This window comes from Methylobacterium guangdongense, from assembly GCF_038442355.1.
Classification (GTDB): domain Bacteria; phylum Pseudomonadota; class Alphaproteobacteria; order Rhizobiales; family Beijerinckiaceae; genus Methylobacterium; species Methylobacterium guangdongense.
Map to the genome: position 1 here is coordinate 129,308 of NZ_JBBXMX010000009.1, position 22,078 is coordinate 151,385.

The 22,078-nt window shown below is 72.7% G+C and carries 18 protein-coding genes; 11 read left to right on the plus strand and 7 right to left on the minus strand.

Annotated elements, in window-relative coordinates; all coding sequences use genetic code 11:
• Window positions 1-21 precede the first annotated feature (21 nt).
• Window positions 22-237, plus strand: coding sequence for a hypothetical protein (locus tag AAHG09_RS18240; RefSeq protein ID WP_342108868.1), 216 nt, complete (start codon window positions 22-24; stop codon window positions 235-237).
• A 6-nt stretch (window positions 238-243) separates the two neighbouring features.
• On the opposite strand, the gene AAHG09_RS18245 is transcribed toward AAHG09_RS18240, so the two are convergent.
• Window positions 244-711 (minus strand): hypothetical protein, encoded by a 468-nt coding sequence (locus tag AAHG09_RS18245; protein ID WP_342108869.1) that lies wholly within the window; start codon window positions 709-711, stop codon window positions 244-246.
• A 392-nt stretch (window positions 712-1,103) separates the two neighbouring features.
• On the opposite strand from AAHG09_RS18245, the gene AAHG09_RS18250 reads away from it, so the two are divergent.
• From AAHG09_RS18250 to AAHG09_RS18270, 5 genes are read left to right on the plus strand one after another with little or no spacing between them, the layout of a single operon-like run.
• Window positions 1,104-2,453, plus strand: coding sequence for an SWIM zinc finger family protein (locus tag AAHG09_RS18250; protein ID WP_342108870.1), 1,350 nt, complete (start codon window positions 1,104-1,106; stop codon window positions 2,451-2,453).
• The gene (locus AAHG09_RS18255) at window positions 2,453-4,033 is read left to right on the plus strand and encodes a DUF5691 domain-containing protein (protein WP_342108871.1); all 1,581 of its coding nucleotides are present in this window, start codon (window positions 2,453-2,455) and stop codon (window positions 4,031-4,033) included. The genes AAHG09_RS18250 and AAHG09_RS18255 overlap by 1 nt, the downstream gene beginning before the upstream one ends.
• Window positions 4,030-5,130, plus strand: a complete 1,101-nt coding sequence (locus AAHG09_RS18260) for an ATP-binding protein (protein ID WP_342108872.1) — start codon at window positions 4,030-4,032, stop codon at window positions 5,128-5,130. The genes AAHG09_RS18255 and AAHG09_RS18260 overlap by 4 nt, the downstream gene beginning before the upstream one ends.
• 9 nt (window positions 5,131-5,139) lie before the next feature.
• Window positions 5,140-7,470: a DUF5682 family protein gene (locus tag AAHG09_RS18265; RefSeq protein WP_342108873.1), complete on the plus strand. Its 2,331-nt coding sequence runs from the start codon at window positions 5,140-5,142 to the stop codon at window positions 7,468-7,470.
• Window positions 7,467-8,630 (plus strand): VWA domain-containing protein, encoded by a 1,164-nt coding sequence (locus AAHG09_RS18270; protein ID WP_342108874.1) that lies wholly within the window; start codon window positions 7,467-7,469, stop codon window positions 8,628-8,630. The genes AAHG09_RS18265 and AAHG09_RS18270 overlap by 4 nt, the downstream gene beginning before the upstream one ends.
• A gap of 33 nt (window positions 8,631-8,663) precedes the next feature.
• Here AAHG09_RS18270 and AAHG09_RS18275 read toward each other — a convergent pair whose 3' ends face one another.
• The 4 genes from AAHG09_RS18275 to AAHG09_RS18290 are packed head-to-tail and all read right to left on the minus strand — an operon-like array spanning window position 8,664 to window position 11,932.
• Window positions 8,664-8,963 carry a hypothetical protein gene (locus AAHG09_RS18275; protein ID WP_342108875.1) on the minus strand — a complete coding sequence of 100 codons (300 nt, stop codon included), beginning with the start codon at window positions 8,961-8,963 and terminating at the stop codon, window positions 8,664-8,666.
• The gene (locus AAHG09_RS18280; protein WP_342108876.1) at window positions 8,947-10,053 is read right to left on the minus strand and encodes a hypothetical protein; all 1,107 of its coding nucleotides are present in this window, start codon (window positions 10,051-10,053) and stop codon (window positions 8,947-8,949) included. The genes AAHG09_RS18275 and AAHG09_RS18280 overlap by 17 nt, the downstream gene beginning before the upstream one ends.
• Complete coding sequence (locus AAHG09_RS18285) at window positions 10,050-10,463, minus strand: DUF4383 domain-containing protein (RefSeq protein ID WP_342108877.1); 414 nt, start codon at window positions 10,461-10,463, stop codon at window positions 10,050-10,052. The genes AAHG09_RS18280 and AAHG09_RS18285 overlap by 4 nt, the downstream gene beginning before the upstream one ends.
• Before the next feature lie 14 nt (window positions 10,464-10,477).
• On the minus strand, window positions 10,478-11,932 hold the full coding sequence (locus tag AAHG09_RS18290) for an FAD-binding oxidoreductase (protein ID WP_342108878.1): 1,455 nt from the start codon (window positions 11,930-11,932) through the stop codon (window positions 10,478-10,480).
• 281 nt (window positions 11,933-12,213) lie between these two features.
• On the opposite strand from AAHG09_RS18290, the gene lexA reads away from it, so the two are divergent.
• Window positions 12,214-12,942, plus strand: a complete 729-nt coding sequence (gene lexA, locus AAHG09_RS18295) for a transcriptional repressor LexA (protein WP_342108879.1) — start codon at window positions 12,214-12,216, stop codon at window positions 12,940-12,942.
• Here lexA and AAHG09_RS18300 read toward each other — a convergent pair.
• A complete protein-coding gene (locus AAHG09_RS18300; protein ID WP_342108880.1) occupies window positions 12,936-15,191 on the minus strand; it encodes a ComEC/Rec2 family competence protein in 2,256 nt (751 codons plus the stop codon). The two genes, lexA and AAHG09_RS18300, sit on opposite strands and share 7 nt — an antisense overlap.
• 180 nt (window positions 15,192-15,371) lie before the next feature.
• Between AAHG09_RS18300 and gltX the strand changes: the two genes are divergently transcribed.
• From gltX to AAHG09_RS18320, 4 genes are all read left to right on the plus strand, one after another.
• Window positions 15,372-16,799 carry a glutamate--tRNA ligase gene (gene gltX / locus AAHG09_RS18305; RefSeq protein WP_342108881.1) on the plus strand — a complete coding sequence of 476 codons (1,428 nt, stop codon included), beginning with the start codon at window positions 15,372-15,374 and terminating at the stop codon, window positions 16,797-16,799.
• A gap of 243 nt (window positions 16,800-17,042) precedes the next feature.
• Window positions 17,043-18,332, plus strand: a complete 1,290-nt coding sequence (gltA, locus tag AAHG09_RS18310) for a citrate synthase (protein WP_342108882.1) — start codon at window positions 17,043-17,045, stop codon at window positions 18,330-18,332.
• Between the two features lie 65 nt (window positions 18,333-18,397).
• On the plus strand, window positions 18,398-19,279 hold the full coding sequence (locus tag AAHG09_RS18315) for a DNA-3-methyladenine glycosylase family protein (protein ID WP_342108883.1): 882 nt from the start codon (window positions 18,398-18,400) through the stop codon (window positions 19,277-19,279).
• Between the two features lie 72 nt (window positions 19,280-19,351).
• Window positions 19,352-19,543, plus strand: coding sequence for a hypothetical protein (locus tag AAHG09_RS18320; protein WP_342108884.1), 192 nt, complete (start codon window positions 19,352-19,354; stop codon window positions 19,541-19,543).
• A gap of 274 nt (window positions 19,544-19,817) precedes the next feature.
• Here AAHG09_RS18320 and parC read toward each other — a convergent pair whose 3' ends face one another.
• The gene (gene parC / locus AAHG09_RS18325) at window positions 19,818-22,064 is read right to left on the minus strand and encodes a DNA topoisomerase IV subunit A (RefSeq protein ID WP_342108885.1); all 2,247 of its coding nucleotides are present in this window, start codon (window positions 22,062-22,064) and stop codon (window positions 19,818-19,820) included.
• Window positions 22,065-22,078 lie beyond the last annotated feature (14 nt).

A 22,078-nucleotide genomic window follows, 5' to 3' on the forward strand; every position in this document is an offset into this window, starting at 1 on the left:
GGGCGCGGAAGGGGTTGAGCGATGGCGGAGAGCGCGGAGCGGGGGCCTGGCTGGAGCCTCCAGGCGAGCGCGGTGCCCGAGGGGGTGCGGCTGGAACTCGCCCTGTCCGACCTCGGCGGCGGGCCGGTCACCGCCGCGATCGTGCTGGACCGGGCGGAGGCCCGCGCCTTCGCCCGCGCCCTCCTGGCGGCGGCCGGGGACGCCGCCGAGCGCACCTTCCCGAAGCCGAGCGCCTGAGGCGGCTCAGCGCTGGGCCGGGCCCGGGTTGCGGCCCGGCAGGCGCGGCACCACCGTCCCGCGCCTCTCGACCGGCGCGTCGCAGGCGTAGGCGAACTCGGACTTCAGCGGATCGAACACGGTCTCGCCGGTGATCCGGCAATCCTCCCGCACGGTCTCGTCGAGATAGGCGCGGGCGGCCGTGCGGAAGCGCGTCACCCGGGTCGCCGCCGGCTCCGGATCGATCCGGACCTCGCTGAGATTGCAGCCGGCATATTCCCGCAGGGCGTTAGAGACGATCAGCATCCGCCGCAATTGCCGGTTGTCGTAGACCTCGTAGGGCTCCTTGCAGCCGATCGTCACCACCTGCGGCGTGAGCGCCACGTAGTTGCGCGAGATATAGGCGAATCCGGTCGTGCAGCCGGCGAGCGCCGAGCCCAGGATCAGGGCGCCGAGGGCGAGCCGTAGGGACCCTGGAGCCGCGCGCGTTCGCATCCTCGTCATCCCAAGCCCGATCTCGCCCCGCCGCGCTCCCCGGCGGGGCACGGCATGCATTGAAACGGCTCCGCTTGTGCCGTCAATCCGTTTGTGATCGGGGCCGCCCGCGCTCGGACAGGTCGCCGCAGGCCGATATCGGCGCATCGATCCGCGAGCCGATGGTGATCTGCAAGCATCGTGCGCCGATCGATTGTGCGATCTGCAATGACGATCCGCAGCGCCGCCCGTTGTGCAGCCTGTTTGTTTGTCGACATCGGCGATCAACACTTCCATTCGAGCCGAGCGGGCAGAGATTTTCCGGTCGGTTCGTGCGGCGACGCTTCCCAAGCCCCGGGTCATCTTCTAACCTCGCAACGTTGGCGCCGAATCGGGACGATGACCTCGATCGCATGACTTTGTCCGCAGATCAGATCCTCGCCCTCGCCCCGGACGCGGCCAGCCGCAGGGCCGGCCAGGATCAGGCGAAGCCGGCGCAGTGGCAGGGGCTCGGGCGCGCCGGCACCGTGATCTGGGGCGAGATCAAGGGCAGCGCCGCCACCCCCTACCGAACGGTGGCGGATCCGTCCGGGCCGGCGGCAAAATGCACATGCCCGAGCCGGAAATTTCCGTGCAAGCACGCGATCGGTTTGATGCTGGTCGCGGCCGCCGGGGCGCCGCCCGAGGCCGAGCCGCCCGATTGGGTCGCCGCCTGGATCCGCGGACGGGAGAGCCGGACCGCGCCGCCGGCCAAGGCGGGCGCCAAGCCGCTCGACGCCCGCGCCCAGGACCGGCGCCGGCAGGCCCGCGACGCCAAGGTCGCCGGAGCCCTGGACGAGCTCGACCTGTGGCTGCGCGACCTGATGCGGCGCGGCCTCGCGGCGGCCCGGGCCGAGCCTTATGCCTACTGGGACGGCATGGCCGGGCGCCTCGTGGACGGGCAGGCCCCCGGCCTCGCCCGGCGGGTGCGGGCCCTGCCGGGCCTCGCCGCCGCGGGCGCCCGGCCCGGCGCCGCCGCCCCCGAGGCGGCCCTGGCGCTCGGCGTGGGCCGGCTCGCGCTGCTGGTCCGGGCCGCCCGCCGCCTCGACGCCCTGGCGCCGGAGCAGGCCGCCGGCGTGCGCGCCGCGATCGGCTTTCCCGTGAGCGCCGAGGAACTGGCCGCCCGCCCGGGCATGTCCGACGAATGGGCCGTCCTCGCCCATACCGTCGCGGAGCAGGACAGGCTGATGGTCCGCACCGTCTGGTTCGTGGGCCGCAGGACCGGCCAGCCCGCCCAGGTGATCGACTTCGCCGCCGCCGGGGCCACCCTGCCGCTCGCGCCGTCCCCGGGCCAGGATCATGCCGGGAGCCTCGCCTTCCATCCGGGGGATCCGCCTCTCCGGGCGGCCTTTCGCGAGGGCACGGTCGTGGCCAGTGCCGCCGCCCTGCCGGCGGGCGGCACGGTCGCGCAGGCGCACGACACCTTTTCGGGTGTTCTCGCCCGGGCTCCATGGATCGAGACGTGGCCGGTCTGCGTGGCCGGCGTGCGGCTCGGGCATCTCGCGGGTGAAGTCGGTCTGGCGGCGGGGGATGCCACCGGCTGCCTGCCCCTGCGGGCCGATCCGCATCTCCCGGCGGTGCTGGCGGTGTCGGCCGGGCATCCGGTCGACCTGTTCGGCCTCTATGACGGCTTCGGCCTCCAGGTCCTGGCCGTGGCGGCGGCCGGGCGGCGCTTCGCGGTCCCGGCGCAGGATCCGCGCCCGATCCTGCTGCGGGCGGCCTGATGGACGCCGTCACACCCGGACCGGCCGTGGATGCCTGGGAGCCGACCCTGGCGGCCGCCCTGCTCGGCGCCGACCGGGCCGGGCCGGGCCGCGTCGGCGACGCGCCCGTCGAAATCGATCCGGGCGCCGATGCCGGTGGTGCCCTGCTGGCGCGGCTCGCCGCCCATGGCATCCACCACCTCGCCGGAGCCGGCTTCGGCCCGGAGGCGCTGGTGCCGGTGGCTGAACGGCCGCCCGCGGGCCCCGAATGCCCGCCCGCGGCGGCCTCGCGCCTCGCCGTGCTCCTATCCACGGGGAACCGCGAGCGCTTGGCGGAATGGTGCGATCTCGCGGGCGCGGCGGGGCTGCGGGCCCCAGCCTGGCTGCTGCCGGCGCTGGCGGCCCGCCGCAGCGATCTGCCGGAGCCGATCGGGCGGGTCGCGGGTGCCGAACTCGCCTGGCTCGACCGGGCCGCAGCGGGCGGGACCGGGCCGGAAGCCGCCGCGGGGGAGCCAGACTGGACCGACGGCACCCCGGCCGAGCGCGAGGCCGCCTTCCGCGCCTTCCGCGCCCGCGATGCTGCCGCTTCCCGCGCGGCCCTCGAAGCCGGCTGGCGCGCCGAGAAGGCCGAGTTGCGCGCGCGCTTCGTGGCGGCCCTGGCGGTCGGCCTGTCGGAGGCGGACGGCCCGTTCCTCGAAGCCTGCCTGGACGACCGCGCCGTCGGGGTCCGCACGGAGGCGCAGCGCCTGCTGCCCCGCCTGACCGGCTCGGAATTCGCGGCCCGCATGGCGGCCCGGGCAAGGGCGGCGCTGCGGATCGAGGGCCGGCGCAAGCTGTTCCGCACCACCTACACCCTGGTGGTCACCCTGCCGGAGGAGGATCCGGCCCTGGCCCGGGACGGGATCGCGCCGAGCGCCTACGCATCGCAGGGGAGCGGGGTCCGCGGCGGCCTGCTGCGGGATGTCCTGGCGGCGGCCCCCCTCGACGCCTTCGCCGAGCACCCGCCGCGCCGCTGGATCGAATTGGCCCTGCGCAGCGACTGGTCGGGCGAGATCCGCGCCGGACTCCTCGCCGCCGCGCGCCGCGCGGGCGATCCCGCCTGGAGCGAGGCCCTGACCACGGTGCTGGGCGAGGCCTGCCTCGGCCGCCTCCCGGGGGTCGAGCCCTCCGAACCCCTCGTGACCGCCTGGGCGGTGGCGGCGGCCCTGCTGCCGGCGGCGGATTGGGAAACGCTGGTGGCGATCCTCATCCGCGGCGGCTCGGTCACCTCCGTGATCGCGCATCTCGGACAGGCACCGGCGCGGTTCTCCGAGTCGTTCACACGCGCCCTGCTCGGCTGGTTGGCCGGCCTGATCCAGCACGGCGCGGTTCCGGATCCGCCCTGGAAGCTCGCCCACCCGATCGACAGCCTCGCCGAGCGGGCTTGGCCGAGCCAGGAAACCGCCGCCGCGGCCGGTGCGCTGCGTGACCGGTTCCCGCAGGACGGCAACCGATATCTGGCCAGCGCCCTCGCCCGGCTCGCCGAGACCCTGGACTTGCGTGCCGCCCTACGGCGCGACTTCGCACCCGATCAGACCGCTTCGGAGACCGCCCCACGATGAGCTCGACCGACACGTCCGCCACGGCCCGGCTGCGCCTGCCCGCCGAGGAGGCCTACGCGGCGGAGATCGAGGCCCTGCGCACCGCCGACGACCGGCCCCGACCGCCGAACTGGCAGATGTCGCCCCAGGCGGTCGTCACCTACCTGATGGGCGGGCCGCTTCCCTCAGGCGTCGCGATCAGCCCGAAATACATCGGCGACCGGCGGCTGATGGAGATCGCCGTGGCGACGCTCGCCACCGACCGGGCACTCCTCCTGCTCGGCGTCCCCGGCACCGCCAAGAGCTGGGTCAGCGAGCATCTGGCGGCCGCGATCTGCGGCACCTCGCGGCTCACCGTCCAGGGCACCGCCGGGACCAGCGAGGAGGCGATCCGCTACGGCTGGAACTACGCCCTATTGCTCGCCAAGGGGCCAAGCCCCGAGGCCGTGGTCGCCTCGCCGGTGATGCGGGCGATGGAACGGGGCCAGATCGCCCGGGTCGAGGAACTGACCCGCATCCCCTCGGAGACCCAGGACAGCTTCATCACCATCCTGTCCGAGAAGACGCTGCCGATCCCCGAACTCAACGACGAGGTGCCGGCGGCCAAGGGCTTCAACCTCATCGCCACCGCCAACAACCGCGACCGGGGCGTCAACGAGCTGTCGAGCGCGTTGAAGCGCCGGTTCAACACCGTGGTGCTGCCGCCGCCCGCCACGATCGAGACCGAGATCGCCATCGTGGAATCGCGGGTCGCCGCCCTCAGGCGCGCCTTCGAGATCCCCGCCGAGCCCCCGGGCGCCGCCGAGATCCGCCGGGTGGTGACGATCTTCCGGGAGCTGCGCGAGGGCGTGACCGCGGACGGGAAGGCCAAGGTCAAGCAGCCCTCCGGCACCCTCTCGACCGCCGAGGCGATCAGCGTGGTCGGCAACGGGCTGGCGCTCGCCGCCCATTTCGGCGACGGGCGGCTGACCGCGCGGGACCTCGTCTCGGGGATCGGCGGCGCCGTGGTGAAGGACCCGGTGCAGGACGCCATCGTGTGGCGGGAATACCTGGAGACCGTGGTCAAGGAGCGGCCGGACTGGAAAGATTTCTACCGCGCCGCCCGCGAGATCGGCTGACCATCCGCGATGGCCGACATCCGGATCTTCGGCATCCGCCACCACGGCCCGGGCTCGGCCAAGTCCCTGCGGGTGGCGCTCGACGGGTTCGCGCCGGATTGCCTGCTGATCGAGGGCCCGCCGGAGGCCGAGCCGCTGCTTCCGCGCGCCGCCGATCCCGGCATGAAGCCGCCGGTGGCGCTCTTGGTCTATCGGCCGGACCGGTCGCGGTCCTGCGCGTTCTTCCCGTTCGCGGATTTCTCGCCGGAATGGGTCGCCCTGCGCTACGGCCTCGCCGCCGGGATCCCGATCCGGTTCGTCGATCTGCCGCATGCCGTGCGGCTCGCCGACGGGTTCCCGCCCGAGCCGACGCCCCCGGAGGCGGCGGAAGCGGCCGGCGACCCGGCCGGGACGGATGCCGCTGCGGAGCCCGAGGGCACAGATAAGACCAATCGGCCGGACCCGGTTGCCGCGATCCGGCGCGATCCGCTGGGCGAGCTGGCGCAGGCCGCCGGCCATGCAGACGGCGAGCGCTGGTGGGACGCCCTGGTGGAGAGCCGGGGCGGCGCGGACGGCGACGTGTTCGCGGCGATCGCGGAGGCGATGACGGCCCTGCGCGAGGCCGAGCCGCAGGATTCGGAACCCGAGGAGGCGGCCCGCGAGGCGCAGATGCGCGCCGGCATCCGGCGCGCCGCCCGGGACGGGTTCGCGCGGATCGCCGTGATCTGCGGTGCATGGCACGTCCCGGCGCTGCTGCGCCACGACGCCCGCGGTCAGGCGGCGGCCGACACCGCGACCCTGAAGCGTCTGCCCAAGGCCAAGGTCGCGGCCGCCTGGGCGCCGTGGTCCTATCCGCGGCTGGCCGCGGCGAGCGGCTACCGGGCCGGCGTGCTCTCGCCCGAATGGTACGACACCCTGTGGCACCACGAGGGCCGGGTCGCGGCCTACTGGCTCGCCCGGGCGGCGGCTTTGCTGCGGAGTGAGGATCTCGATGCCTCGCCGGCCTCCGTGATCGAGGCGGCGCGCCTCGCCGAGGCCCTTGCGGCCTTCCGCGGCCGCGCGCAGCCCGCCCTGGAGGATCTGGACGAGGCGGCGCTCGCCACCCTGTGCTTCGCCGATCCGGCCCCGATGGCGCTGATCCGGCGCAAGCTCGTGATCGGCGAGCGGCTCGGCGCGACCCCGCCGGGCAGCGCCGGCACCCCCGTGGAGGCGGATTTCGAGGCCCAGTGTCGGCGCCTGCGGCTCAAGCCCGGCGCGGAGACGGCCGAGATCACCCTCGACCTGCGCAAGGAGACCGACCTCGCCCGCAGCCAGTTCCTCAACCGGCTCCGGCTGATCGACATCTCCTGGGGGACGCCGCGCCATGCGCGCGGACGCGGCACCTTCAAGGAGGCGTGGGCCCTCGCCTGGCAGCCCGACTGGGTTGTCGAGCTGGTGGCGGCCTCGGCCGACGGCGGCACGGTCGCGGAGGCCGCCGCCGAGCGGGTGCGCGCCAGGGCCCGGGAGGCGACCCGCGTCGCCGAGCTCGCGGCCCTGATCGGCACGCTGCTCGACGCTAACCTCGGGGCGGCGAGCGGCGACGTGATCCGGGCCCTCGACGCCCGCGCCGCGGTCTCGGCGGACGTGTTCGACCTGATGGAGGCGCTGCCGCCGCTCGCGGACCTCGCCCGCTACGGCTCCGTGCGCGCCTCCGACACCGCGCCGGTCCTGGCCCTGGTGCGCGGGCTGCTGCCGCGGGCGGCGGCCGGCCTCGTCGCCGCCTGCCAGAGCCTCGACGACGCGGCCGCCGCCGCCGCTAAGGCGCGGATCGTCGCGGTCTCCGGCGCGGTCGCGCTCCTGGAGGATCCGGAGCTGACCGCACTCTGGCGGGACGCCCTGCGGGCGCTCGCCGATCAGGAGCACGTCCACGGCCGGGTGGTCGGACGGGCCGTGCGCCTCCTCCACGAGGGCGGCGCCCTGACGGATGAAGAGGCGGGCGAGCGCCTGCACCGCGCTCTGTCGCGGGCGACCGAGGCCCTGGCGGCGGCGGCCTGGATCGAGGGCTTTCTGGAGGACAGCGGCACGACGCTGATCCACGGCCGGGGCCTGCTCGCCGTGGTGGATTCCTGGCTCGGCGGCCTCGCGCCCGAGATCTTTTCGGAGTTGCTGCCGCTGGTGCGCCGGACTTTTGCGACCCTCGCGCCGGCCGAGCGCCGGGCCATCGGCGAGACTTTAGCCCGGCCGGCGGGGGCACGTGCCGGCGATGGGATCCCGGGGGCCACGTTCGACGCGGAGCGGGCCGCGCGGGTGCTGCCGATCCTGAGCCTGCTCCTCGGGCCGGAGCCCGTCGCCAAGAAAACGACCTCGGAGGAGACCGCGTGAGCGAGACCGAGCGCCTGCGCCGCTGGCGCCTCGTCCTGGGCGGCGGCCCGGCCGACGGCACCGGCTGCGCCCTGTCCGAGCGCGACCTGCGGATCGACGGGGCGCTCGGCGCCCTCTACGATTCCGACCGGAAGGCTGGGCTCGGCGCCTCCGCGCCCTCGGTGCCGCGCTGGCTCGGCGACATCCGCGACTACTTCCCGGCCTCCGTGGTGCAGGTGATGCAGCGCGATGCGTTCGAGCGGCTCGATCTCAAGCGCATGCTGACCGAGCCCGGGATGCTGGAGGCCGTGGTGCCCGACGTGGCCCTGGTCTCGACGCTGATCGCGATGCGCAGCCTCCTCGGCGGCCGGACCAGGGAGACCGCCCGGCTGGTGGTGCGCCGGGTGGTCGAGGATCTGATGCACAAGCTCGAGGAGCCGGTGCGGCAGGCGGTGAACGGCGCGATCGACCGGTCCCGGGTGAACCGGCGCCCGCGCCACGCGGAGATCGACTGGAACCGCACCATCCGGGCGAACCTGCGCCACTATCAAGCCGACTACAACACGATCATCCCCGAGACCCGGCTCGGCCACGGGCGCCGGAGCCGCGGCTCCCTGAAGGACGTGGTGCTGTGCATCGATCAGTCGGGCTCGATGGCGGCCTCGGTGGTCTATGCCAGCATCTTCGGTGCGGTGATGGCCTCGCTCCCGGCGGTCTCGACCCGGCTCGTGGTGTTCGACACCGCGGTGGTCGACCTGTCCGACACCCTCGACGATCCCGTCGAGGTGCTGTTCTCGGTGCAGCTCGGCGGCGGCACCGACATCAACCGGGCGGTGGGCTACTGCGCGTCGCGCATCACCCGGCCCGAGGACACGATCCTGGTGCTGATCTCCGACCTCTACGAGGGCGGCGTGACGGAGGGGCTGCTGGGCCACGCGCAGCGCCTCGTGGCCGCCGGGGTGCAGTTCGTGGCTTTGCTCGCTTTGTCGGATTCCGGCGCCCCGGCTTACGACCGGGCGCTGGCGGCCCGGCTGGCGGCCCTGGGCGTCCCGGCCTTCGCCTGCACGCCGGACCTGTTCCCCGACATGATGGCGGCGGCGATCCGCAAGGCCGACCTCGAAGCCTGGGCGGCCGGCGCCGGCATCGCGGCGGTGCGGGCCGATCCGGGGCCGGCGGGGTGATGGGCCGCCGCGCGGCGCGCCTGTCCCGACCGCTCAGCGCGCCCCGAGGCAGCCGGTCCCGGGCGCCGGCAGGACCAGCCACGCGCCCCCGGCATAGAGGCGCCGGACCGCCCCCGGCGCGGCGGGGCGCAGCACCAGATAGGCGCGGCCGGCCGAGACCAGGGCGCCGTCCCCGGACGACGCGAGCGCCATGGGCGACCCGAACGCCACGACGGTCTCCGGCTGGATGGCCAGGGTGGTCAGGGCCGTGACGCCGACCCACCCGCCGAGCGCCCCCGCGATGGCGGCGACCGGCAGGCCCCGCCGCGGATGCCGATCAGTAATCGTAGGCATGCTCGAAGCGGCCCCCTTGAGCCTCCACGGCGTGGATCTGCGCCGCGAGTTCCTCGACCGCGGTGTCGTAGCCGACGCGCCGCCAACCCGGCTCGGACTGGATCGGCATCGCGAACAGCGGCTCGGCCCCGTCGAGGACAACCGGACGGTCCGCCGGCAGGCGTACGGTCGTGAGGATCCGGCGGTTGCCGGCGATCTCCAGCACGGTCCGGCCGCGGGCGCCGAGGCCCCGGACGACCTCCGTGAAGGCCCGGTAGCGCGGCGTCTCCATCAGGGCGGCCGAGCCGCCCGTGCCGTTCGGGACCGGTCCGAGGAGCGTGATGCGCGGATCGGCGGCCACGTCGGTCGCGTCGAGTCCCGCCACAACGCTGCGGATCGTGAGCACCGCCGGGTCCATCCCGGCGAGCCACGCCATTCCCTGCGCGTAGAGCCACGTCACCCCGTATTGCAGCGTGAGCACCCCGCGCCGCTCGACCGCCCGCACCGACGGCACGAACGGCACCTCGTGCCAGAGCCGGGACAGTTCCCGGTCGAACGGGTAGCGGAACCACGGGGTCTGGCGCAGGAACACGGCGTAGTCGGCGAGCAGCCGCGCGTTGAATCGGTCCTCCTCCGTGGGTTCGGGGCCCCGCCACCACGCGGTCACCGCTCCGATGGTGCGCTCGTAGGCGCCTCGGATCAGCATCTCGGCGGTGAAGCTGAGGCCGATGATGTAATCGGTGACCGTCTGGCCCGCCGTGACGTCGCCGGTGCGGGAGGCCGCCCGGGTCGCCCCGCACAGGCTGGTCCAGAAGCCCGCGGTGGCCGCCCAATAGTCGAAGGCCGATTCCGATGAGGCCTGCGTCACCCCGGCGAGATCCGCGTAGGCGTAGACGATGTGCCATTCGGGGAAGGTCAGGTAGCTGTCGCCGGCCGCACGCTTGTAGCCCGCGGCGGCGATCCCGAACCGCGAGCCGCCCTGCAGCGCAGGATCGGGCTGGACCGTGCAGCCCCCCTCGATCGCCGCGACCGGCAGGAGGCAGGCGAGCGCGAGGAGGGCCAGCCCGGCACCCGCCCGGCGGATCGCCATGCGCCAGCGGCGGGCGCTCATGCGGCGACCCGCGCGGCGCCGCGCCACGGCCACCAGCCGAGCACCACGCCGGCGAGGCCGAGGCTCAGATGCGGGCCGTTCGAGAGCAGCGGGCTGTCCTGAAAACCCTTCAGGACCAGCGACAGGTCGAGGACACTCGACCCGGTGAACACCCCGACCACGCCGTCGAGGAGGTAGATCGCCCCGAAGGCGCGCAGGAAGGTCACGGCGGCGTCCCGCGACCACAGGGCGGCGGCGAGCGCCCACAGGCCGGAGGCGAGGTGGAGGGCGTCCTTGTAGACGTCGAGCCGGAACAGGCCGAACACGCGGCCCTCCGCGTCCCGGAAGGCCGGGATGAAGTCGGTGGCGGCGGCGAACAGCAGGATGGCCGCGAAGGCGAGGGCTGCCGCCTGGGGAGGCGTGAGTCTCACGGGCGGATCCTTGCTCAGTCGAGGTAGGTCGACCACAGGGCGTTCCGGAACAGCAGCCCCGGATCGTACCGGCGCTTGGCCGCCACGAAGGCGTCGAGCCGCGGATAGGCCCGGGCCATCTGGTCGCGCCGGGCATGCAGGCGGTAGGGCAGGTAATGGGCCCCACCGAGCGCCACGACGCGCTCGATCAGCGCCTCGGTCATGCGCATCATCGCGGCCTCGTCCTGCGGGGTGAGCCCCTGCGAGAACGACATCACCGCGCCGATGCGCGGGGTCGGCGCGTAGGCGAGCGTCGAGTCGGGGTCCGCCGCCACGTAGCGCAGGGTGACGTTCAGGCAGTCGCAGCCCGAGCCCGGGATGATCTGCCGGCAGGCGGCAAGGAACCCCGCGAACCGGTCGGGCGGCACGAAATACTCGTGCAGGATGTCGGTGCGGCTGCGGTCGCGCGCCGCGAGGTTGGCGACCGGCTCGTTCATCAGGCTGTTGCGGGTGGCGAGGCCCGGATCCAGCGTCGGGTTGAGCCGGGTCTCGGCGATCCAGCGGGCGCGCTTGCCGAATTCGCTGCCGACCTGGGCGCGGTAGATCTCGCGCGAGACCGCCGTGAATGCGCCCTGGCTGGCCGCCGCGGGCAGGACCTTTGGCGGGTGCTCCGCCTCCGCGTAGGTGACCAGGATCGCCTCGTCGAAGAACCCGGCCCGCGCCACCGAGAGCCGGCCATAGGCCATGCGCAGCCGCGGGTCGTGCGCCAGAGCGGCCACGAAGGCGGGGGCGAAGTCGGCCGACGGCATCACCGCGTAGGTCGGCGTCAGGAGGGCATTCGGCACCATCTCGACCACGAGGTCGACCACGATCCCGAACAGGCCGTAGCCGCCCATCGCCAGCCCGAACAGCTCGGCGTTCTCGGTGCGGGAGCAGGTCACGAGGCTGCCATCCGCCAGGACGAGGCGGAGGCTGCGGACCGTGGAGCCGAACGGCCCGCGCGGCGCCGGCCAGCCATGGGCGTTCACGCTGAAGGTCGAGCCGATTCCGAAATCGCTGTTCGACTGCATCACCGCCGGCGAGAAGCCGATCCGGTCGAGTTCCCGGATGACCTGCGACCAGCGCGCCCCGGCCCCGACCCGATAGAGGCCGGCGGCCGTATCGGGCTCGATCGGGCCACCCTCCAGGGTCAGTGCCGTCCCGTCGCGGGCGAGGCTCTGGCGGCCCATCGAGTGGCGCGCGACGCCGACCGCGACCGGGCGGCCCGCCGTGGCGGCGTCCCGGATCTCGGCGCGCACGGCTTCGATCAGGGCTTCGGTCGATCCCGTCGGGAGCTTGGCGTGACGCACCACCGGAGTCGGGTTGAGGCCGCTCGCATCGTTCAGGATGGTCCGCGGCGCGGCCTGGGCGGCCCGCGGCAGCAGTGCGGCGGCCGCCAGGACGCCGCCACCCGCGAGGAGTCCACGTCTGCTCGGTCGAACTCCGCCCATGCCGCGCCCCGTCCCGATTCGCTCACGGGGTGATCGAATCGCCCCGCCACGTATCCTGCGCCGGGGGCCTGTCCGGCGGCGTGAGCTTGCGCACCGGCCCGCAAGACCGATACGACGGGCGCATCCCGATCGCGGCTGACGGGCCTCGACAACCATCCCGCCGGACGGCACAGAGCGTAGCCATAACGCTCTTGCAGAACACTTGCGGAACGTTTAACCTGTTCGCGATTTGTTTCAGCGGCCGTCCCCGGGGCGGTCCCAAAGCCGCGAGGCCCCCGTCGATGCTCACGCGCAAGCAGCTGGACCTCCTGCGGTTCATCCAGAGCCGCATGCAGGAATGCGGCGTTCCCCCCTCCTTCGACGAGATGAAGGATGCGCTCGACCTCAAGTCGAAATCGGGTATCCACCGGCTGATCACGGCCCTGGAGGAGCGCGGCTTCCTGCGCCGCCTGCCGAATCGGGCGCGCGCCATCGAGGTGATCCGTATTCCGGAAAGCCTCTCGCAGGCGGCTTCGCCGGCCCCCGAGCCGCGCCGCTTCACCCCGAGCGTGGTGGAGGGCGGCAAGTCCCGGCAGCCGGCGGCCTCGCCGATGCCGGCGAGCGCGCGGATGATCGACGAATCCGGCCGGGCGGTCTCGATCCCGGTCATGGGCCGGATCGCGGCCGGCACGCCGGTCTCGGCGATCCAGAACCAGAGCCACGCCATCACGCTCTCGCCGGACTTCCTCGCGGGCGGCGAGCATTATGCTCTCGAGGTGCGGGGCGATTCGATGGTCGAGGCCGGGATCCTCGACGGCGACCTCGTGGTGATCCGCAAGCAGGACACCGCCAATACCGGCGACATCATCGTGGCGCTGATCGACGACGAGGAGGCGACGCTCAAGCGCCTGCGCCGCCGTGGCTCCTCGATCGCCCTGGAAGCCGCCAACCCGGCTTACGAGACCCGCGTTCTGGGTCCCGACAGGGTCCAGATCCAGGGCCGGCTCGTCAGCCTCGTGCGCCGCTACTGAAGCGGCTCGGCCGGGGCTTCGGCGCCGGCCTCCACCGGGGCCTGAGGCGCCTCGGTCGCGGCCATGCCGCCGGCCGTTTCGGCGGGGGGATCGGCTTTGGGTGCGGGCCGGGGGCGCCAGGGGACGGACCGGCCGTCGCCATGGGCGGTCTGCATCGTGAATCCGGCCCCGTCGGCCCGAAGGGCCACGGCCCCGTGTGCGGCCAGGACCCGGCGGTCGATCACCAGCGGCCCCATACAGGTCGGCGGTGCCGTGAGGCTCGTGATCAGCACGGCCGCCCGGGCGCAATCCTCCGGGAAGGCCCGGCGGTCGCGGACCAGGGTGACCGGCCTCCCGTCCCGCAGGAGGGCGGTGCAGCCGAGCCGGTCGCAGCGCCCCCCGGCGCGCGCGCCGGACCCGCGATCGAGCCGCCGCCCGTCGCCATCCGCCTTCAGCCATTGCTCCAGCACGAAATTTGAGGGGCTGCCGAGGACCGAGAGGCTTCCGTCAGGGCCGCGCACGGCGGCGCCCCAGCCCTGGCGGTCGACGTAGAGGTCGTGGCGCTCCGGCCGGGCCAGCAGGCCGAGGCCCAGCAGGATGGGTGGCAGGGCGAGCCAGCGCAGCCGCGAGGCCGGCAGCGTCGCCAGCAGCAGGGCCGCCGTCAGGGCGGCGAGCGCGCCTGTGCCGAAGGCCGGTACCACGAGGCTCGCCCGCTCGAACCCGGCGATCCAGTTCGAGATCGCCAGCATGCCGCCCACCGCCTGCCCCATCAGCCACCAGACCGGCCGGTCGAGGGCGAAGGGATAGGCGAGGCACCCGATCACGGCCGCGGGCATCACCACCAGCGACACCAGGGGCAGGGTCAGCGCGTTGCCGATGAGGCCGAAGGGCTGGATCGTCTGGAAGTGGTAGGTGGCGAAGGGCGCGGTCGCGATCTGCGCCACCAGCGTCGTCGCCAGCGTCCCGGTGACCGCCGACAGGCCGGTCCCGACGAGGCGGCCGATCCGCCCCGCCCCGGGCCGCACGAACAGGCGCCCGTCGATCAGCCGGGCGCAGGCGATTAGCCCGGCGACCGCGCCGAACGACATCTGGAAGCTCGGGCCGAGCAGCCCCTCCGGCTCGCGGGCGAGCGCGATCAGGGCGGCGAGCGCGAGGTTGCGCATCGACAGGGCCGGCCGGTCGGCCAGGATCGCCCCCAGCATGATCAGCGTCATGATCAGCGAGCGCTCGGCGGCGATGTCCCAGCCCGAGAAGGCGCAGTAGGCGCTCACCCCCACCATGGCGAAGCTGGCCGCGATCTTCTTGATCGGCCAGAACAGGGCGCAAAACGGCACGAGGGCGAGGGCGGCCCGCACCAGCCAGAACACGACGCCGGCGGCCAGCACCATGTGAAGGCCCGAGATCGAGACCACGTGGTAGATGCCGGCGGCGCGCAGGGCGTCGTTGGTGGCCGGGCCGATCAGCCCCCGCTTGCCGGTCACCAGGGCGGCCGCCACCGCCCCCGCCTGCCCGCCCTCGGACTCCGCGATCCGGCGGGTCAGGGCGTTGCGGGCCTCGTCCAGCAACGCGGCGAGGCGTAGGCCCAGGGGCGGCGGTTCCGTGGGTGCCCGCACCGTCACTGCCCCGAGGAGCGAGCCGACCGCGCCGATCCCCTGGAAATACGCGTCCCGGGCGAAGTCGTAGCCGCCGGGCCGGGCCGCCTCCGGGGGCGGCAGCAGGCGGGCGGTCGCCGCGATGGTCTCGCCGGGCCGCGGGATCGGCGTCTTGCGGAACGAGACCCGCACCCGCACCGGCCGCGCTTCGGGTCCGAGCCCGGCAAAGCTCTCCACCCGGATCACCAGCCGCGCGCCGACCTCGCGCTCGTCGAGGGCCTCGACCGTCCCGGTGAGCGGTCCGATCGTGGTCCGGGCCAGGATCGGCGCGGCCACCTGCGCGACCCGCCAGGTCGCCGCCGCGAAGCCGAGGAAGGCGAAGCCCGCTGCCAGCGCCAGCGCCATCGCCACCGGCCGCGCCCCCAGGAACGGCACCGGCGCCAGCGCCAGGGCGGCCCCGATGAGCGGCGCGGCCAGGATCGGCGTTCCGTCAGCGGCGCCGAAGTAAACGAGAATCCCGGCCCCGAACGCCACCGCCAGCCAGGGGAACAGGCGGCGCTGCTCCGCCTCCCGGGTGAGGCCATCGGCCACCCAGTGGCGGAACGCCGGGAGCGCAGGCACGCGCGGGCCGGTGAGCGCCAGGGCGCCCCCCGTCAGCCTCGCGCCGATCCGCCGCATTGCCCCTGCCCCGATCCGCGCGACCTGTCGTCGGCGGCCGGGCGATTCCCCGGCTGATTCTTAACGCATCCGCGGCCCCGTGCTACAGGCGGCGCTTCGTGCTACGTGCGCCCTGTCGAGCCCGCTCCAGTCGCGCTCACCCTTTCGCGCTCCCCGCCCCGCCCCGAACATACCGGACCGATGTCCTCAGCCGTCGTCACGCGCTTCGCCCCCTCGCCCACCGGCTACCTGCATATCGGCGGGGCCCGGACGGCCCTGTTCAACTGGCTCTACGCCCGCCACACGGGCGGCAAGATGCTGCTGCGCATCGAGGATACCGACCGGGAGCGCTCCACCAAGGGCGCGATCGACGCGATCCTCGACGGACTCACCTGGCTCGGCCTCGACTGGGACGGCGACGTGGTGTTCCAGTTCGCCCGGGCCGAGCGCCACCGGGCCGTGGCCGAGGAACTGCTGGCCGCAGGCCGCGCCTATCATTGCTACGCCACCGCCGAGGAACTCACGCAGATGCGTGAGACCGCCCGCGCCGAGGGCCGGGCTCCGCGCTACGACGGCCGCTGGCGCGACCGTGACCCCTCCGAGGCGCCGGCCGGCGTCAAGCCGGTCATCCGCCTGCGGGCGCCCACCGAGGGCGAGACCGTGGTGGAGGACGCCGTCCAGGGTCGCGTGACCTGGGCCAACAAGGATCTCGACGACCTCGTCCTGCTGCGCTCGGACGGGACGCCGACCTACATGCTCGCCGTCGTCGTCGACGACCACGACATGGGCGTCACGCAGGTGATCCGCGGCGACGACCACCTGACCAACGCGGCGCGCCAGACCCAGATCTTCTCCGCGCTGGGCTGGGACGTGCCGAAGATGGCCCACATCCCGCTGATCCACGGGGCCGACGGGGCCAAGCTTTCGAAGCGCCATGGGGCCCTCGGCGTCGAGGCCTATCGCGATCTCGGCTACCTGCCGGCCGCGCTCCGCAACTACCTCGTGCGGCTGGGCTGGAGCCATGGCGACCAGGAGGTGTTCTCCACCGAGGAGATGATCGCGGCCTTCGATCTCGGCTCGGTCGGGCGCTCGGCGGCGCGGTTCGACTTCGCCAAGCTCGCCAACCTCAACGGCCTCTACATCCGCGGCAGCGCCGATGCCGACCTCGTGGCGGCGATCGAGACCATCCTGCCGCAGGTCGGGCCGGAGCGCGGCCTGTCGGCGCCGCTGCCGCCGGACCTGAAGGCCAAGCTCACCCAGGCCATGCCGGGTCTGAAGGAGCGGGCCAAGACCCTGATCGAGCTCCTCGACAGCGCCTATTACCTCTATGCGCAGCGCCCGTTGAGCCTCGACGACAAGGCCCGCGCCCTCCTCTCCGACGAGGGCCGCGCGCGCCTCGCCGGGGTGAAGCCCGCCCTGGAGGCTCTGCCTGAATGGAGCGCGGCCTCGACCGAGGGTGCCGTGCGCCAGTACGCGGAGGAGGCGGGCTGCAAGCTCGGGCAGGTGGCCCAGCCCCTGCGGGCGGCGCTCACCGGCCGGACCACCTCCCCGCCCCTGTTCGACGTGATGGCGGTGCTCGGCCGGGACGAGACCCTGGCCCGGATCGGCGATCAGGCGCCGCAGGGCTGAGGCCGCCTGTCCGGCCGGGAACCGCCGGTTGCGGCCCGGATTTCGCTTGGTGGGATTCGTTTAACGAATTCGCTTGGCGTCGGGGTCCGGTTGTCACCGACCCCGTTGCTGCTGCAGTGCCGTTTGGGTAACCCATGCCTGTGAGCACCCGCAGCATAACGCGGGTGCTTGAGGCCCCCGGGGCCGATTCGGCACAGCCCGAGTTCGGCATCCGCCACGTCGCCAGAGAAGGGTCCACGATCCATGAGCGCACCCAGCACCATCACCGTGGACGGCAAGACGATCGAATTGCCGGTCAAATCCGGCACGATCGGGCCGGACGTCATCGACATCGGCAAGCTCTACGCCCAGACCGGCGCCTTCACCTTCGATCCGGGCTTCACCTCGACGGCGAGCTGCGAATCGAAGATCACCTACATCGACGGCGACGAGGGCGTGCTGCTCTACCGCGGCTACCCGATCGAGCAGCTCGCCGAGAAGGGCGACTTCCTCGAGACCTGCTACCTGATGCTGTTCGGCGCCCTGCCGACCGCCGCCCAGAAGGCCGATTTCGACTACCGGGTCACGCGCCACACCATGGTGCACGACCAGATGAACCGGTTCTTCACCGGCTTCCGCCGCGATGCGCACCCGATGGCCGTCATGGTCGCCTCGGTCGGCGCGCTCTCGGCCTTCTACCACGACTCGACCGACATCACGGACGAGAGCCAGCGGATGATCGCCTCGATCCGCATGATCGCCAAGATGCCGACGCTGGCGGCGATGGCCTACAAGTACTCGATCGGCCAGCCCTTCGTGTATCCGAAGAACGATCTCGACTACACCTCGAACTTCCTGCGGATGTGTTACGCTGTTCCGTGCGAGGAGTATGAGGTCAACCCGGTCTTCGCCAAGGCCCTCGACAAGATCTTCATCCTGCACGCCGACCACGAGCAGAACGCCTCGACCTCGACCGTGAGGCTCGCCGGTTCCTCGGGCGCCAACCCGTTCGCCTGTATCGCCGCCGGCGTCGCCTGCCTCTGGGGGCCGGCCCATGGTGGCGCCAACGAGGCGGCGCTGAAGATGCTGATGGAGATCGGCACGCCGGAGAACGTCGGCAAGTACGTCGCCAAGGCCAAGGACAAGAACGATCCGTTCCGCCTCATGGGCTTCGGCCACCGGGTCTACAAGAACTACGATCCCCGCGCCCGGATCATGCAGAGCACCACCCACCAGGTGCTGAAGGAACTCGGCAAGACCGACGATCCGCTGCTCCACGTCGCCATGGAGCTGGAGCAGATCGCCCTCAAGGACGACTACTTCATCGAGAAGAAGCTCTACCCGAACATCGATTTCTACTCGGGCATCACCCTCAAGGCGATGGGCTTCCCGACCGACATGTTCACGGTGCTGTTCGCCGTGGCGCGCACGGTCGGCTGGATCGCCCAGTGGGCCGAGATGATCGAGGATCCCTCGCAGAAGATCGGCCGCCCGCGCCAGCTCTATGTCGGCCCGGCCCAGCGCGACTACGTGCCGGTGGACCAGCGCGGCTGAGGCGGGACCTGTCCCGAAACACGATCAGCGGGGCGGCCGAGAGGCCGCCCTTCGCGTTTGCGGAGGTGATCGAACGCCGCCTGCCCTACCGCCCACCCTACGACTGGGCGGCGATCCGCGCCTTCCTGGCCAAGCGGGCGATTCCCGGCGTCGAGACGACGGACCCCGCGGCGGCCTACGCCCGCACGATCAGCGTCGCGGGACGGCACGGCCTCGTGACGGTCGAGCCGGGCGGCGACGGCCTGCGGGCGACGCTCCACGGTGTCCAAGCCGACGACGCGCCGGCCGTCGCGGGCCGCCTGCGCCGCCTGTTCGACTGCGACGCGAATCCCGCCGCGATCGCGGATTGCCTCGCCGGGGACCCGGTTCTTGCGCCCCTCGTGACGGCCCGGCCGGGCTTGCGCCTGCCCGGCGCCTGGGACCCGTTCGAGACCGGCTGCCGGGCGATCCTCGGCCAGCAGGTCTCGGTGGCCGCCGCGATCGGGCTGGCGGGGAAATTGGTGGCGGCCTTCGGGACGCCGCTCGCCGCACCGGTCGGCGGCCTGACCCATGTCTTCCCCGCGCCGGCCGATCTCGTCGAGGCGGATGTCGCCCTCGCCCTGAACATGCCGCGCGCCCGCGGTGCGGCGATCCGGGCATTGGCGGCGGCGGCGCTCGCCGATCCCGACCTGTTCGCCCCGGCCGAGTCGCTGGAGGACGCGGTGCTGCGCTTCACGGCGATCCGCGGGATCGGGCCGTGGACCGCGCAGTACATCGCCATACGGGCGCTCAAGCTGCCCGACGCCCTGCCGGTGGGTGATGTCGGCCTGCTGCGGGCGCTGGAGACCGGCACCGGGCGGCCGAGTTCGGCGACGCTCCTGGCGCGGGCCGAGGCGTGGCGGCCGTACCGGGCCTACGCGGCGCAGCACCTCTGGGCGGCGGACGAGGCGGCTGTGAAGGGGCGGTGAAGCGAGCGGCCCCGTCCTTCACCGTATCGCCAGGGTGGGCTAACTCCATGACCGGCCGAGGGCTTGGATTCGATGTCGGACGAGGACGAGGACGCGCGCGAGAAGCTCGTCGCGAACGAGCGCATCAAATTCACGTCGACCTACGCCAATGGTCTCGCTGTCGCGATCTTCGCTGTGGTTTCGCGCCGTTCATCTCGACTGCGCTATCGGATAGCCCTCACTTCGCGCCCGTACTCGTCGCGATGGCGATTTGCTGGATCATGAGTGGCGTCATACATTGGGTTGTGAGGCACGCCTTGCGGAACCTTCGCCCATGACGACAGCCCAGCTTCTCCTTTTGCTCGCTGTCCCGATCGGTGGGGGCGTGCTGGCCCTGGGTGCGCTCTGGTTGGATCAGCGTTCGCACCGACACAGGACACATCGCACCCGCCCTTGATCCCGAGGCGCCGGAGGATGGCATATGCGTCCTTCGAGGCCCGCAGACGCGGTCGCCTCAGGATGAGGGCGCGGGTCGGCAGCCCGTCACCCTCTCTCTGCCTCACCGCCCGAACCGCTCGAATTTCGGGAAGCTGCGCGCCATCATCAGCCCGACCTCGGCGCGGTGCCCGAGCCACTTCTCCAGCACCGCCGCGTTGGCGAGCCGGCCCTCCGGCGAGCCGTCCTGCCAGGGCAGGCCGTCGGCCAGCTTGAACACGTGCGCGTCCAAGAGCCCGCCGCTGCGGCAGCGCTGGAGCCGCACGCCCTTGCCGCGGGCGAGTTCCGCCACCTCGGAGATCGGGAAGATCAACAGCAGCTTCTCGGTGTTCACCACCGCCACGTGGTCGCCGTCCGCCGGCACCAGCACCGCGGCCGTGGCGTCGCCGTCGAGGCCGAGCACGCTCTTGCCCTTGCGGGTGTTGGCCACCAGCGCGTCGGCGGGCGCCACGAAGCCGCGCCCATCGGAACCCGCGATCAGCAGCTTGGTCTCCGGCCGGTAGGGCAGCGCTGCCACGATCTCGGTGCCGTCGTCGAGGTCGGCCATCAGCCGCACCGGGTCGCCGAAGCCGCGCCCACCCGGCAGTTTGGACGCTTCGAGCGTGAACACCTTGCCGTTGGTGGCGAGCAGCAGGATCTTCTGGGTCGTCTCGGTCGGGAAGGCGATCTTCAGGGTGTCGTCGCCCTTGAACGCCACACCCGAGAGGTCGGCCACGTGACCCTTCAACGCCCGGATCCAGCCCTTGGTGGAGACGATCACGGTGATCGGCTCGCGCTCGACCAGCGCCGCCGTGAAGTCGATCCCGCCGACATCCGGCGGGCTCGCCAGCTCCGTGCGGCGCTTGCCGAGCTTGGTCTCGGGCCCGAAGGTCTTCTTCACGGCGCGGATCTGTGCCTGGATCGCCTTCCACTGCGCCGGCTCGGAGGCCAGCAGGGCGTCGATCTCGGCCTTCTCGGCGGTGAGCGCGTCGAACTCGCGCTTCAGCTCCATCTCCTCGAGCTTGCGCAGGGAGCGCAGGCGGGTGTCGAGGATGGCGTTGGCCTGAAGCTCGGTCAGCTCGAATCGCGCCATGAGGGCGGCCTTGGGCTCGTCCTCCTCCCGGATGATGCGGATCACCTCGTCGAGGTCGAGATAGACGATCAGCAACCCGCCGAGGATCTCCAGGCGCCGGTCGATCTGCCCGAGCCGGTAGCGCGAGCGGCGCTGCAGCACCACCCGGCGGTGGTCGACCCATTCCCGCAGGCACTCGGCGAGCCCGATCACCTTCGGCACGAGGCCGCCGACCAGGACGTTGAGGTTGAGCGGGATCCGCGCCTCCAGCTCGGTGAGCCGGAACAGGGATTCCATCAGGATCACCGGGTCGACCGTGCGCGAGCGCGGCTCCAGCACGACGCGCACGTCCTCGGCCGATTCGTCGCGCACGTCGGCCAGCAGCGGCAGCTTCTTCTCCTGCAGCAGCTCGGCCATCTTCTCGATCAGCCGGCCCTTCGGGATCCCGTAGGGGATCTCGGTGACCACGATGTTCCACGTGCCGCGGCCGAGATCCTCCTTGTGCCAGCGGGCGCGGACCCGGAAGGCGCCGCGGCCGGTCCGGTAGGCCTCGGCGACCGATTCGGGCGAGTCGATCAGGATGCCGCCGGTCGGGAAATCCGGCCCCTGCACGAACTTGGCGAGCTGACCCGAGGTCGCTTCGGGGTGGTTGATCAGGTAGAGCGCCGCGTCGCACAGCTCGGCGGCGTTGTGCGGCGGGATCGAGGTCGCCATGCCGACCGCGATGCCCTGGCTGCCGTTGGCGAGCAGGTTCGGGAAGGCCGCCGGCAGGACGATCGGCTCCTCCTTCTCGCCGTTGTAGGAGGGGCGGAAATCGACCGTGTCCTCGTCGATCCCGTCGAGGAGCAGGCGCGCGACCTCGGTCAGCCGCGCCTCGGTGTAGCGGTAGGCGGCCGGGCCATCGCCGTCGATGTTGCCGAAATTGCCCTGGCCATCGACCAGCGGGTAGCGCTGGGCGAAATCCTGGCTGAGCCGCACCAGCGCGTCGTAGATCGCCTGGTCACCGTGCGGGTGGAAATCGCCCATCACGTCGCCGACGATCTTGGCGCACTTTTTGTGCGCGGTGTTCGGGTCGAGCCGGAGCAGCCGCATGCCGTACAGGATGCGCCGGTGCACGGGCTTCAGCCCGTCGCGGGCATCCGGCAGCGCCCGGTGCATGATCGTGGAGAGCGCGTAGGCGAGGTAGCGCTCCTCCAGCGCGGATTTCAGCTCGACGCTCTCGATCCCGTCGCCGGACGGCGGCTCGAAGGGCTGGCCCATGACGGCTCCTCAAC

Bases quoted from the DNA above. Each gene is read 5' to 3' on its own strand.
- AAHG09_RS18240 (WP_342108868.1), top strand. From the start codon at position 22: ATGGCGGAGAGCGCGGAGCGGGGGCCTGGCTGGAGCCTCCAGGCGAGC.
- AAHG09_RS18245 (WP_342108869.1), bottom strand. From the start codon at position 711: ATGCGAACGCGCGCGGCTCCAGGGTCCCTACGGCTCGCCCTCGGCGCC.
- AAHG09_RS18250 (WP_342108870.1), top strand. From the start codon at position 1,104: ATGACTTTGTCCGCAGATCAGATCCTCGCCCTCGCCCCGGACGCGGCC.
- AAHG09_RS18255 (WP_342108871.1), top strand. From the start codon at position 2,453: ATGGACGCCGTCACACCCGGACCGGCCGTGGATGCCTGGGAGCCGACC.
- AAHG09_RS18260 (WP_342108872.1), top strand. From the start codon at position 4,030: ATGAGCTCGACCGACACGTCCGCCACGGCCCGGCTGCGCCTGCCCGCC.
- AAHG09_RS18265 (WP_342108873.1), top strand. From the start codon at position 5,140: ATGGCCGACATCCGGATCTTCGGCATCCGCCACCACGGCCCGGGCTCG.
- AAHG09_RS18275 (WP_342108875.1), bottom strand. From the start codon at position 8,963: ATGCCTACGATTACTGATCGGCATCCGCGGCGGGGCCTGCCGGTCGCC.
- AAHG09_RS18280 (WP_342108876.1), bottom strand. From the start codon at position 10,053: ATGAGCGCCCGCCGCTGGCGCATGGCGATCCGCCGGGCGGGTGCCGGG.
- AAHG09_RS18290 (WP_342108878.1), bottom strand. From the start codon at position 11,932: ATGGGCGGAGTTCGACCGAGCAGACGTGGACTCCTCGCGGGTGGCGGC.
- lexA (WP_342108879.1), top strand. From the start codon at position 12,214: ATGCTCACGCGCAAGCAGCTGGACCTCCTGCGGTTCATCCAGAGCCGC.
- AAHG09_RS18300 (WP_342108880.1), bottom strand. From the start codon at position 15,191: ATGCGGCGGATCGGCGCGAGGCTGACGGGGGGCGCCCTGGCGCTCACC.
- gltX (WP_342108881.1), top strand. From the start codon at position 15,372: ATGTCCTCAGCCGTCGTCACGCGCTTCGCCCCCTCGCCCACCGGCTAC.
- gltA (WP_342108882.1), top strand. From the start codon at position 17,043: ATGAGCGCACCCAGCACCATCACCGTGGACGGCAAGACGATCGAATTG.
- AAHG09_RS18320 (WP_342108884.1), top strand. From the start codon at position 19,352: ATGTCGGACGAGGACGAGGACGCGCGCGAGAAGCTCGTCGCGAACGAG.
- parC (WP_342108885.1), bottom strand. From the start codon at position 22,064: ATGGGCCAGCCCTTCGAGCCGCCGTCCGGCGACGGGATCGAGAGCGTC.